This window comes from Bradyrhizobium sp. USDA 10063, assembly GCF_054063735.1.
Genome location: NZ_JBSSGP010000002.1, coordinates 1203284 through 1215984, shown reverse-complemented (window position 1 = coordinate 1215984; position 12701 = coordinate 1203284). Strand labels below are relative to the sequence as shown.

The following is a 12701-nucleotide window of genomic DNA, read 5'->3' as shown; positions in this document are numbered from 1 at the left end:
ATGGGCCGAAAACGAAACCGAACGATCAATCTGCCTGCGCCGTATTTGAAGCGGGTCTGGCTCGATCGGTCCCTCGTTCCGGATTGGGAAGCCTATCCATTCTGTCTTCCCATTTTCAGGGACGAGTTCGATCTCAGTTTCGCGTCAGCCATCACCATCATCGCCGGCGAGAACGGGACCGGCAAATCGACCATCCTCGAAGGCATCGCAGCGCTTGCGGGGTTCGACAGCGGTGGCGGCGGCAAGGGGCAGACGTTGATCGATCATTCCGACGCCATCGAAGTGACGGGCGAAGACCTCTCGGTTGCTCTCCGCGCCGGCTGGTTACCGAAGGTCAACTATGGCTGGTTTTTCCGGGCAGAGACGTTCTTTTCCGTCGCAAGACATCTGGATCGCGCCGCGCAGGAAGCCGAACGACTGCTTGGCGGACAGCTCAACCGATCGGCACCCGATTATCTCTCCTATTCCCACGCAGAAGGCTTTCTCTACTTCTTCGAAGAACGCTGCCAGCGCCAGGGCATCTTCATTTTCGACGAGCCGGAATCCGCGCTGTCGCCCTCACGCCAGATCGAATTCCTGAAGCTGATGCGCCGGATGGACGAGAGCGGCCAATGCCAGATCATCATGGCCACGCATTCGCCGATCCTGATGGCCTATCCAAACGCGACGCTGCTACGGCTGTCGAAATACGGGCTTGAGCCAGTGAACGTCAAGGACACCGATCATTACAGGGTCATGCGTGAGTTCTGCGATGATCCCCACGGGTTCGTCGAGGCGGCGATCGAGGAGTGAGGCGAGCGGAGCGCTGACCCGCGGGGCGCTCGTCTTCCCGGTGCAGCGCCGCGTCCCACCCGCGCCACAAACCAGCCGCCTTTGGTCTGAAAATGCCCTACGATAATGGCAGCCCGCGCGCCTGCGCTGGCTGCCAAGATAGAAGATAAATGAGGAAACGACATGAGAGTGACGATCGCGAAGGTGGGGGCCGCGGTGGCGGCGCTGGCTGTGGTGGGGGCGGCTTGGGCCCATGGGCCGACCCGGCAAAAAGTGCGGGAATCAATTGAGATCAGCGCGCCGCCTGCAAAGGTATGGGCGACGATCGGGAATTTTCAGGACATGAACTGGCTGCAGCCGGTCAGCAAGACCGAAGGTGAGAAAGGCAACGAGATCGGCGCCACGCGCCGGCTGACGCTTGCGAGCGGCGGCACGATTGATGAGGAGCTCTACAAATACGACGCCGAGAAGTTGAGCTATTCGTACCGGATTACGGCGGTCGACGTGAAGGTGCTGCCGGTCACCAACTATTCCTCGACCTTGACGGTATTGCCAGGCGCCGACGGCAAGGGCAGCGTCCTGGAGTGGGCCGGCGCGTTCTATCGCGGCTATCCCAACAACGACCCGCCACCCGAGCTGAACGATGAGGCCGCGGTGAAGGCGGTGAGCGGGCTTTATCGTTCAGGGCTTGAGGTGCTGAAGAAGAAGGTCGAGAGCGGAAGCTGATCATGCGGGCCATCGTTCTGGCGGCTGTGGTCGCCAGCATCGGCTCAGCCTCCGCCGAGGAGGCGTTCGTCACCAATCAGCTCAGCGAAAACCTGACGGTCGTGGACCTCGCAACCGTGCAGCCGGTCGCGACCATCGCGATTGGCGGCAAGCCGGCCGGCGTTGCCGTCACGCTGGATGGACGCTTCGCCTATGTGACGAGCCCCGACGCCAAGGCGCTCACGGTGGTGGATGCTGCCGCGCGCCAGGTCGTCGGGAGAGTCAAAGTCGGCGGCGGTCCGCTCGGTGTCGCGGTATCGCCGGACGGCGCTGCGGTCTATGTCGCTGACTGGCATTCCGCGGCGGTGCGGGTGATCGACCCGCGGGAGCTGCGCGTTGTCGCTGATATCGCGGTCGGCGCATCGCCGTCAGGCCTCGCGGTGACGCCCGACGGCCGGCTGTTGCTCTCGGCGGACCGCGACGACAACACCGTGTCCGTCATCGATACCGCAATGCGCGGCCGGCAGGCGGTCATCAAGGTCGGGATGCACCCGTTCGGAGTCACCATCGATGCAGAAGGCCGGCGCGCCTACACGGCCAATGTCGAATCGAACGACGTGTCGGTCATCGATATCGCAGAGGGCCGTGAGATCGGTCGTGTGAAGGCCGGCCTGCGCCCCTATGCGGTTGCGCTGGCGCAGGGCCGTGGCTTCGTCACCGACCAATATGACGGCACCGTCAGCGTGTTCGATCTCGCGACGCTGGCGCCGATCAAGCGCATCAGCGTCGGCGATTATCCGGAAGGCATCGCCGCGACGGCGGATGCGCGGCGCATCATCGTGGCAAACTGGGAGAGCAACACGCTCAGCGTCATCGATGCGGCCGAGCTTAAGGTGATCGGCGAGACCAAGGTCGGCGACGGTCCGCGCGCGTTCGGAGCTTTTCTGCGGCGCTAGAGCAATCGCCGATCAGGTTGAATCTTCACCTCTCCCGCTTGCGGGAGAGGTCGGCGCGTAGCGCCGGGTAAGGGCTCTCTCCACTCGGGGAATCCCAATGCGGAGACACCCTCACCCCAACCCTCTCCCGCAAGCGGGAGAGGGAGCGCAGCTTCACCGGGGCTGCGTTTCAACCTGATCGGCGTTTACTCTAATGCGCGGATGGAGGTCGGTGCGTGTGGCGGGTTAGCGATGCGTAATCCGCCACGGTACGTCGGCAGCGGAACGGCGGATTACGCTTCGCCAATCCGCCCTTCAGCGCCGCCGCAAAGCGACGAAACAATATCCTCCATCCGCTCGAACATCAGGTCAGGCCCGAGCGCCCGCAGCTTGGCGGGCGCCGCATAGCCCCACGACACGGCGCCGCATGCGATGCCGACGGCGCGCGCGGCTTCGATGTCGCGGGTTTCGTCGCCGATCGAGATCACCTGTGACGGCGCAACACTGGCGCGCTTGAGGACGCGGCGGAATTTTGTGGCCTTGCCGAAGATCGAGGCGCCGCAGTCGAACCAGGAGAACAGCGCTGCGGACTCGCCAAGCAGGCAGCGGGCGTTCGCCTCACTGTCCGAACTGACCAACGCCAGCTTCAGGCCGCCATCGCTCAGCGCGCGCAGCATGGTCTCGGTACCAGGAAACAATGGGATATCGGCCAGATGCTCCGCCTTCAGCCGCCGCATATGCTGCGCGATGAAGGGAATCTGCCACGTCGGCACCCCGAGCCGCGCGACGATCTCGCGCGAGCCCGCATGCCGTAGATCTTCGATATCTTCGTCCGCCACCCGGCGGAAGTTGAACCGATCGGCGACATCGTTCACGTGGCGCAGGAACCAGCCAAAGCTGTCGGCGAGCGTTCCGTCGAGATCGAAGATGGCCAAGGAGTGGGGCATTGGGCGCAACAAGGGATAGCACGCCCGCAGGGGACTGCGAAATTCACAAATGAAAAAACTGCGGCAAGAATGCGCCTGCGGCGAACATTGAACTCTCGCCGTGCATGCCGCTCAGAGAAATAACCGCACTAATGCCGTTCGGCTTCTGCCTCTTGCTCGAGCTGCAAAATATGGGCTCGGAGTGCGTCGAACCTGGCTTCCGTGGCGTCGCTGAACAGCGGATCCTTGTGAGGGGACAAGGCTGACGCGATTTCGGTCCAATCGTCGGGCTGCAATGCGTTCAGGGCGGCGGGGAAGAAATCACGATCCTCCATCATGATGTGATGCCGCTCGTGTTGCAGGAAATCGCGAACGATCCGGTCCACCTCCTGACGAAGGACTTCGCGATCGGCGAGCACGCCGTCGACCGCATTGGCGACGCGGCGCAAGCGCTCGGCGCCTTGCCGGTGCTCATGCGCCAGATCGCCGATTTTGGCAGCGGCGGCGGGATCGCGAGTTTTCAGCTTGGCGAAGACACGGTCTTCCTGAGCATGGTGGTACATTTCAGTATAGACTTCGAAATAGGCGATGATGGCGCGGATGACCTCGTAGTCCGGTCGGCCCGAGCGATCGAAAATATCCAGCTCGTGCTCGAGGACGGCAAGCAGCCGTTCAATATTGCGGTGCTCTTGGCTTAGCAGATCGATGATCATTGCGATGATCCACAGGGGTGAACCATCGCAGAAAATAGGCGCTAAAATCGTCGGGGTATTTGCGCTAGATCAACGTCGGAACCGATTTGCGCCGGAACTGCGACCGACACATCGGAAAACCGCTCACTCCGCTGCTTTGGCAGCGAGAGGGCGAATTACGCTTCGCTAGTCTGTCCTGCGCACCGAGACTAGAGTAGCTATCTCATTCATGTCATTTTCGTCGCCAGTTATTGACAGCCCGACGTAGGTCTCAGATTCCACGTCAACGGTCTTTCCCCGCAGCTCCAATTTTGCGGTTTTCAGTTCTTGAGAGCCAACGACCGACCAATCAGCACCGAGCGTTTTGCACCCAAATCGCGCATTACGCCTGCGAGAATGCTTCGAAGATTATCATCATACTCATTTCCTAGTACGATGGTCTTGGTCATCAATATTGCCCCGGAATCCAACTTCGTCTTCGGCAACGGAAAAATGGGCTGAGCAAGTGAGCTCCAGCCTCACTCCGCCGCCTCGCTCGCGCTGCTCTTGCGTGGCTTGCCCTGTGCCTTCTTCAGCACCGGCGCCAGGGATTTTCCCGTATAGCTCCGCGGCGCTTTCGCGATGTCCTCCGGCGGGCCCCAGGCGACGATTTCGCCGCCGCCGTCGCCGCCTTCGGGGCCGAGGTCGATGACCCAGTCGGCGGTCTTGATGACTTCGAGGTTGTGCTCGATCACGACGACCGTGTTGCCCTGGGCGACCAGTTCGTGCAGCACCTCCAAGAGTTTAGCGACGTCGTGGAAGTGCAGGCCGGTGGTCGGCTCGTCCAGGATGTAGAGGGTGCGGCCGGTGGCGCGCTTTGAAAGTTCTTTTGCCAGTTTGACGCGCTGGGCTTCACCGCCCGATAGCGTTGTCGCCTGCTGGCCGACGTGGATGTAGTCGAGGCCGACGCGGTGCAGGGTCTGGAAGGTTTCGCGCACGCGCGGCACCGCCTTGAAGAAGTCGGCGGCTTCTTCCACGGTCATGTCAAGCACGTCGGCGATCGACTTGCCCTTGAACAGCACTTCCAGCGTCTCGCGGTTGTAGCGCTTGCCCTTGCAGACATCGCAGGTGACGTAGACGTCCGGCAGGAAGTGCATCTCGATCTTGATGACACCGTCGCCCTGGCAGGCCTCGCAGCGGCCGCCCTTGACGTTGAAGGAGAAGCGTCCCGGCTCGTAGCCGCGCGCCTTGGCTTCGGGTAGGCCGGCGAACCATTCGCGGATCGGCGTGAAGGCGCCGGTATAAGTCGCGGGGTTGGAGCGCGGGGTGCGGCCGATCGGCGACTGGTCGATGTCGATGATCTTGTCGATGTGCTCGAGGCCCTCGATGCGGTCGTGCGGGGCGGCGGCTTCGCTCGCATTGTTGAGCTTGCGTGCGATCGCCTTGTAGAGCGTGTCGATCAGGAGCGTCGACTTGCCGCCACCGGAGACGCCGGTGATGCAGGTGAACAGCCCCAGCGGAATCTCCGCCGTGACGTTCTTCAGATTGTTGCCGCGGGCGTTGACGACCTTGATGGTGCGGCGATGGTTCGGCGGCCGCCGATCGGGGATCGGCACCGAAAGCTCGCCGGTGAGATATTTGCCGGTCAGCGATTTCGGATTGCGCATGATGTCTGATGGCGTGCCCTGGGCGACGATGTGGCCGCCATGCATGCCGGCGCCGGGGCCGATGTCGAGCACGTAATCGGCCAATCGGATCGCGTCCTCGTCATGCTCGACCACCACCACGGTGTTGCCGAGATCGCGCAGCCGCTTCAGCGTATCCAACAGCCGCGCATTGTCGCGCTGGTGCAGGCCGATCGAGGGCTCGTCCAGCACATAGAGCACGCCTGTGAGCCCCGAGCCGATCTGGGAAGCCAGGCGGATGCGCTGGCTTTCGCCGCCGGACAAGGTGCCGGAGGAGCGGGACAGCGTGAGATAGTTGAGGCCGACGTCGAGCAGGAAGGTCAGCCGCTCGCGGATCTCCTTCAAGACGCGGGCGGCGATCTCGTTCTGCTGCGCGTTCAGCGCCTCCGGCACGGTCTCGAACCACTCGCCGGCTCGCCTCACCGAGAGGTCGGCGATCTCGCCGATATGCTTGCCACCGATCTTGACGCACAGCGCTTCCGGCTTGAGGCGATAGCCGTTGCAGGCGGCGCAGGGGATGTCGGTGAAATACTTCGCTAGCTCCTCGCGCGCCCACTCGCTCTCGGTCTCGCGGTAGCGGCGGTTGATGTTGGTGATCACGCCCTCGAACGGCTTCTTGGTGTCGTAGGCGCGGACCCCGTCCTCGTAGGAGAACTTGATCTCGTCATCGCCGGAGCCGTGCAGGATCGCGTCTCTCGTTTTCTTGGCCAGGTCCTTCCACTTGGTGTCGAGCGTGAACTTGTAATGCTTGCCGAGCGCGGTCAGCGTCTGCAGGTAATAGGGCGAGGAGGACTTTGCCCACGGCGCGATCGCACCCTTGCGCAGGGACAGATCCTTGTCGGGAATGACGAGGTCCTCGTCGACATGCTGCTCGACGCCGAGGCCGCCGCAGGCGGGGCAGGCGCCATAGGGATTGTTGAACGAGAACAACCGCGGCTCGATCTCGGGAATGGTGAAGCCGGAGACCGGACAGGCGAACTTTTCCGAGAACAGTATCCGCTCAGGCCCGCTCTTGTCGTGGATCTTGGCGGTCTTCTTCTTTTCCTCGGCGGGTGCCGCCGCCGGCGCATCGGCGAATTCGATCACGGCGAGACCTTCGGCGAGCTTCAGCGCGGTCTCAAAACTTTCCGCGAGCCGCTGGCCAATGTCGGGGCGCACCACGATGCGGTCGACGACGACGTCGATGTCGTGCGGAAACTTCTTGTCGAGGCTCGGCGCTTCGGCGAGCTCATGGAAGGTGCCGTCGATCTTGACGCGCTGAAAGCCCTTCTTGAGATATTCGGCGAGCTCCTTCCGGTACTCGCCCTTGCGGCCGCGAACGACCGGCGCCAGCAGATAGAGGCGGGTGCCTTCGGGCAGCGCCAGCACGCGGTCGACCATCTGCGAGACGGTCTGGCTCTCGATCGGCAGCCCCGTGGCCGGCGAATAGGGCACGCCGACGCGGGCCCAGAGTAGGCGCATATAGTCGTAGATCTCGGTGACGGTGCCGACGGTGGAGCGCGGGTTCTTCGAGGTGGTCTTCTGCTCGATGGAGATGGCGGGCGACAGGCCGTCGATCTGGTCGACATCCGGCTTCTGCATCATCTCCAGGAACTGGCGGGCATAGGCCGAAAGCGATTCGACATAGCGGCGCTGGCCCTCGGCATAGATGGTGTCGAAGGCGAGCGAGGACTTGCCGGAGCCGGACAGGCCGGTGAACACGACGAGCTTGTCGCGAGGAATCTCGACGTCGATGTTCTTGAGGTTGTGCTCCCGCGCGCCGCGGATGGTGATGGCACGCGTTGAGGAGCCGGCGGGTTGTTGGCGCTTCGCCCTGAGCACTTCATCCATATCGGCAATTCCAGGCGCTTGTAAGCGCGCCACGTTACGGGCGCGCGTCGTCGGAAATCCGTACCACGGCGCCGATGGGGTGATGCTGGAACATAGGAAGAACGCGCGATGATTTCCAGTGCCTAGGACGAATCATCAACGATTTGTTTCTGGTCGTATTTTTTTTCGTGCAGCTTTGGCAGTAGCTGGCAGCAAGAGCGCGCTCGCGCGACCGGAGCTTCCCGGATGAACGGCTCGGAAGTAGACGGCTCAAAAAACAAAAAGGCCGGCGCAAGGCCGGCCTTTTCTAAGATTGATATCCGATCGCGAGATCAGTACCGCCCGACGAGTGGGGCGCCACCGAAGCCGAACTTGTAGTTCACGCGGACGGTGACCATGTCGACGTCCTGACTGACATTCTCGGTGGTGAAGAGCGTGCCGACCGGGCCGGCGAAGCCGTTATTGATGAAGTCGTAGGAACGATCGCCCAGGAAGATGTGGTCGTACTCGACGCCGACCGACCAGTTCGGCGCGAAGCCGAATTCGACGCCGGCGCCAACCACGGCACCCCAACGGGTGTCGTTGACGTCGTTGGTGATCGGGAAACCAGTGGCGGTGTCGAGGACGCGGTAGCGATTTCCGGTCACGGCCGCACCGCCCTTGACGTAGAACAGCACGTTGTTGGCGGCATAGCCGATCTGGCCGGTCAGCAGGCCGAAGGCGTCGATCCTCGACTCGTTGGTGTCGATGCCCGTCAGCAGGCTGATGTTGCTGCCCTTGAAATCGGCCCAGTTGCCCTGACCTTCGACGCCGAACACCCACGTGCCGGTCTGCCAGCGATAGCCGATCTGACCACCAGCCGTGCCGCCGTCCGCGTCGTGGCAGCCATCGCCGAAGCCGATGACGTCCCAGCACGTGCGGCTCGTTCCCCAGCCGCCGTTGCCGCCGATATAGAACCCGCTCCAGTCATAAACGACGGCGACGGGCGCCGGCGGTGCCTTGGTATAAGGGCGCGCGGCAAGATCGGCAGCCGACGCTGGCGCAGCCAGCGCAACCAAGGCAACCGTTCCAAGCAAAAACTTCTTCATCGTAGCTCTCCAGCCTTTGTTCGCTTCAATTGGTCCCGAAGCGTTACGGTATAAGGACGCGAGCGCCGCGCCGTCGTTTTAGGCATATACCCCGATTCAACCGGAAATACCGTCGCCGAAAGGCAACACTTAACGGCGAAGTGCGGATAACATAAGTTAATGATTTGCTTGTTATTTTCGGGAACCCGGAGATCGATTTCGGGTTCCATTCCCGCCGCACCAAATTTAGGCCACGATATTGCCATGATTACGTCAGGTTGTGCGGAACAAAACTGGAACAATGGCGCGGTTGGTGCTATATGTGGATAACCGCGGGATGGACGGGAATGGCTGCGCCGGCGGGCGTATAGGGTCCGGCAGCGATGTAAGATGTGGTTAGCGAAGACTGAACGTGGCGGCCGTGCAACCGGCCGGCCCAGTGATTGAGTGGAGAGCGGCGATGGCGGGAAGTGTGAACAAGGTCATTCTGGTGGGCAATCTCGGCAAGGATCCGGAAATCCGGCGGACCCAGGACGGTCGTCCGATCGCCAATCTGAGCGTCGCGACCTCCGAGACCTGGCGCGACCGGGCCACCGGCGAGCGCAAGGAAAAAACCGAGTGGCATCGCGTCGTCATCTTCAATGAGGGGCTCGCCAAGGTCGCCGAGCAATATCTGAAGAAGGGCGCCAAGGTGTATATCGAGGGCCAGCTTCAGACCCGCAAATGGACCGATCAGAGCGGGGTCGAGAAATACTCGACCGAAGTGGTGCTGCAGGGCTTCAACTCCAACCTCACGATGCTGGACGGCAGGGGCGGTGGCGGCAGCTTCTCCGACGACATGGGCGGTGGCGGCGGAGATTTCGGGGGCAGCGGGCCTTCCAGTTCCGCGCCACGCCGCGCGGTGCCGGCCGGCGCCCGCAACAGCGACATGGATGACGACATTCCGTTCTGATCGACGGGAGCACCCTTGGAGGGCGTCGTGAGGATAAGAAAATTCCCTTCCGTGATTGAGGGATGGGATGAACTTATCCTCTTGAATGACTGCAGATAACCTCATCAAGCCATTGATGCCGCGTGATCAAGCGCGGCGAGCATCCTTGCGGTCTCGGCTAATGTGAATCGTGAGGAAATCGAGCTAACCGCAGTGGCGCTCCAACGCGGCCCGCGGTCACGGCCTTTGCCTCCGACGCGCCCTTGCTTCGCTCCGAGACGGGGTTCCCGCGGAGCGCGCGTCAACCCCGTAAGTCTATGAAAAAACGAAGGGAAAAACCGGTCGCCGGGACCCGTTCCGGGGTGGTTATCGGGCCGCCGATACGCTATATGATTCCCCAGTAGAACCGACCCGGATTCCCCCTTTGGCAGACCCCGAAGACGACAAGCCCGGCGAGCCGCCGGAGCCCTCAGACATTCGTCCCGTTTCCATCCTCGACGAGATGAGGAAGTCCTACCTCGATTACGCCATGAGCGTGATCGTGGCGCGGGCGCTCCCCGATGCGCGCGACGGGCTGAAGCCCGTCCACCGCCGCATCCTGTATTCGATGTACGACCAGGGGCACACGCCGGATAAGAAGTACGTCAAGTCCGCGCGCGTGGTCGGCGACGTCATCGGTAAGTATCACCCGCACGGCGACCAGTCGATCTACGACGCCATGGTGCGCATGGCGCAGGATTTTTCGATGCGCGTGCCGCTGATCGACGGCCAGGGCAATTTCGGCTCGGTCGATGGTGACCCGCCGGCCGCCTATCGATACACCGAAGCGCGCCTGACCCGGGCGGCAGAGGCCGTGCTGGCGGATATCGAGAAGGACACGGTCGACTTCCAGCCCAACTACGACAACACCGAGCAGGAGCCGTCGGTCCTGCCGACGCGGTTTCCGAATCTGCTGGTCAATGGCGCGGGCGGCATCGCCGTCGGCATGGCCACCAATATCCCGCCGCACAATCTCGGCGAGGTCGTCGACGCCTGTGTGGCGCTGATCGACAACCCGGCGCTCACCATCGACGAACTCATCAACATCATTCCGGGACCGGATTTCCCCACCGGCGGCATCATCCTCGGCCGGCAGGGGATCCGCTCATCCTATCATCTCGGCCGCGGCTCGATCGTGATGCGCGGCAAGGTCGCGATCGACACCCTGCGCAAGGATCGCGAGGCGATCATCATCACGGAGATCCCGTACCAGGTTAACAAGGCGAACATGGTCGAGCGGATCGGCGAGCTCATCCGCGAGAAGAAGATCGAGGGTATTGCCGACCTGCGCGACGAGTCCGACCGCGAAGGTTTCCGCGTCGTGATCGAACTGAAGCGCGAGGCGATGCCGGACGTGGTGCTGAATCAGCTCTACCGCTTCACGCCGCTGCAGACCAACTTCCCGGCCAACATCCTGGCGCTCGATTCCGGCCGCCCGCAGCAGATGAACCTGAAGGATCTGCTGACCATCTTCGTCGCCTTCCGCGAACAGGTGGTGACCCGGCGAACCAAATATCTGCTCGGCAAAGCGCGCGACCGCGCCCACCTCCAGGTCGGTCTGGCCATCGCCGTTGCCAATATCGACGAGGTCATCCGCGTGATCCGCACCTCGCCGAATCCGGCGGCCGCGCGCGAAACCCTGATGTCGCGCGACTGGCCGGCGCGGGACGTCGAGGACATGCTCACGCTGATCGACGATCCGCGCCACCGGATCAACCCGGACGGCACCATCCGCCTTTCGCTGGAGCAGGCGAGAGAAATCCTCGATCTCCGCCTGCAGCGCTTGACCGCGCTCGGCCGTGACGAGATCGGCGAGGAACTCACCAAGCTCGCGGCCGAGATCTCCGACTATCTCGACATCCTGCGCTCGCGCGCCCGCGTACAGGCGATCGTCAAGACGGAGCTCGCCGAGGTGAAGGCGGAGTTCGCCACCCCCGCGCAAGACGGTCATCGTCGAGCAGGAAGGCGAAATGGAGGACGAGGACCTGATCCAGCGCGAGGACATGGTGGTGACCGTGTCGCACGCCGGCTATGTCAAGCGCGTGCCGCTGTCGACCTATCGCGCCCAGCGCCGCGGCGGCAAGGGCCGGGCCGGCATGCAGACCCGCGACGAGGATTTCGTCAGCCGCGTGTTCGTGGCCTCCACCCACACGCCGGTCCTGTTCTTCTCCTCGCGCGGCCAGGTCTACAAGGAGAAGGTCTGGCGATTGCCGATGGCCGCACCGAACGCGCGCGGCAAGGCATTGATCAACATCCTGCCGCTGGAGCAGGGCGAGCGCATTACCACCATCATGCCGCTGCCGGAGGACGAATCCTCCTGGAGCAATCTCGACGTGATGTTCGCCACCACAGGCGGCAACGTCCGCCGCAACAAGCTGTCCGACTTCATCGACGTCCGCCGTTCCGGCATCATCGCCATGAAGCTGGAGGAGGGCGAGGCGATCGTCGACGTGCAGATCTGCACCGAGCATGACGACGTGCTGCTGACCGCCGCCGGCGGCCAGTGCATCCGTTTCCCCGTCACCGACGTGCGCGTCTTCACCGGCCGCACCTCGATGGGCGTGCGCGGCATTTCGCTGGCCGAAGGCGACAAGCTGATCTCGCTTGCGATCCTGCGCCATGTCGAGACGACTTCGGACGAACGCTCGGCCTATCTGAAGATGCGCCGCGCGGTCGCGGGCGAAGCGGCCGCCGAGGAGCCGGCGGAGACCGAGGCCGAGGAGACAACGGGCGCGATCCAGCTCTCGCAGGAGCGCTATGTCGATATGTCGGCGCAGGAGCAGGTGGTGCTGACGGTGTCCGAAAACGGCTACGGCAAGCGGACCTCGTCCTACGAGTACCGCACCACCGGCCGCGGCGGCAAAGGCATTGTCGCGATGAGCGTCAACAGCCGCAACGGCAAGCTGGTAGCTTCGTTCCCGGTCGAGGAGGCCGACCAGATCATGCTGGTGACCGACAAGGGCCAGTTGATCCGCTGCCCCGTCGGAGACATCCGCATCGCCGGCCGCTCGACCCAGGGCGTCATCGTGTTCGACACGGCCGACGACGAGCATGTCGTTTCGGTCGAGCATATCGGCGACGACAGCGAGAATGGCGAGAACGGCAACGGGAACGGCCAGTAATCAGTAGCGCGGGTCGCTTCGCTTCACCCGTGCTACGAAC

At 62.9% G+C, this 12701-nt stretch carries 9 protein-coding genes and 1 pseudogene; 5 read left to right on the top strand and 5 right to left on the bottom strand.

From position 1 onward, the window contains the following. From ACVJGD_RS07665 to ACVJGD_RS07655, 3 genes are all read left to right on the top strand, one after another. The gene (locus tag ACVJGD_RS07665; RefSeq protein ID WP_456633782.1) at window positions 1-792 is read left to right on the top strand and encodes an AAA family ATPase; all 792 of its coding nucleotides are present in this window, start codon (window positions 1-3) and stop codon (window positions 790-792) included. Between the two features lie 162 nt (window positions 793-954). Then, the gene (locus ACVJGD_RS07660; protein WP_456633781.1) at window positions 955-1497 is read left to right on the top strand and encodes an SRPBCC family protein; all 543 of its coding nucleotides are present in this window, start codon (window positions 955-957) and stop codon (window positions 1495-1497) included. Between the two features lie 2 nt (window positions 1498-1499). Further along, window positions 1500-2432 (top strand): YVTN family beta-propeller repeat protein, encoded by a 933-nt coding sequence (locus tag ACVJGD_RS07655; protein ID WP_456633780.1) that lies wholly within the window; start codon window positions 1500-1502, stop codon window positions 2430-2432. Between the two features lie 272 nt (window positions 2433-2704). Here the strand turns inward: ACVJGD_RS07655 and ACVJGD_RS07650 are convergent, their stop codons facing one another. The 5 genes from ACVJGD_RS07650 to ACVJGD_RS07630 form a co-directional block, all read right to left on the bottom strand. Beyond that, window positions 2705-3358 (bottom strand): HAD-IA family hydrolase, encoded by a 654-nt coding sequence (locus ACVJGD_RS07650; protein WP_456633779.1) that lies wholly within the window; start codon window positions 3356-3358, stop codon window positions 2705-2707. A gap of 128 nt (window positions 3359-3486) precedes the next feature. Further along, window positions 3487-4050: a hemerythrin domain-containing protein gene (locus ACVJGD_RS07645; RefSeq protein ID WP_456633778.1), complete on the bottom strand. Its 564-nt coding sequence runs from the start codon at window positions 4048-4050 to the stop codon at window positions 3487-3489. Window positions 4051-4349: 299 nt separating this feature from the next. Next, window positions 4350-4478 carry a hypothetical protein gene (locus tag ACVJGD_RS07640; RefSeq protein WP_456633777.1) on the bottom strand — a complete coding sequence of 43 codons (129 nt, stop codon included), beginning with the start codon at window positions 4476-4478 and terminating at the stop codon, window positions 4350-4352. Between the two features lie 69 nt (window positions 4479-4547). Next, on the bottom strand, window positions 4548-7523 hold the full coding sequence (gene uvrA, locus ACVJGD_RS07635) for an excinuclease ABC subunit UvrA (protein ID WP_456633776.1): 2976 nt from the start codon (window positions 7521-7523) through the stop codon (window positions 4548-4550). Between the two features lie 311 nt (window positions 7524-7834). Further along, window positions 7835-8590, bottom strand: a complete 756-nt coding sequence (locus ACVJGD_RS07630; RefSeq protein WP_456633775.1) for an outer membrane protein — start codon at window positions 8588-8590, stop codon at window positions 7835-7837. Window positions 8591-9029: 439 nt separating this feature from the next. On the opposite strand from ACVJGD_RS07630, the gene ACVJGD_RS07625 reads away from it, so the two are divergent. Continuing rightward, on the top strand, window positions 9030-9521 hold the full coding sequence (locus ACVJGD_RS07625) for a single-stranded DNA-binding protein (protein ID WP_456633774.1): 492 nt from the start codon (window positions 9030-9032) through the stop codon (window positions 9519-9521). Window positions 9522-9924: 403 nt separating this feature from the next. Further along, window positions 9925-12661 (top strand): annotated as a pseudogene (gyrA, locus tag ACVJGD_RS07620) (DNA gyrase subunit A). Window positions 12662-12701 lie beyond the last annotated feature (40 nt).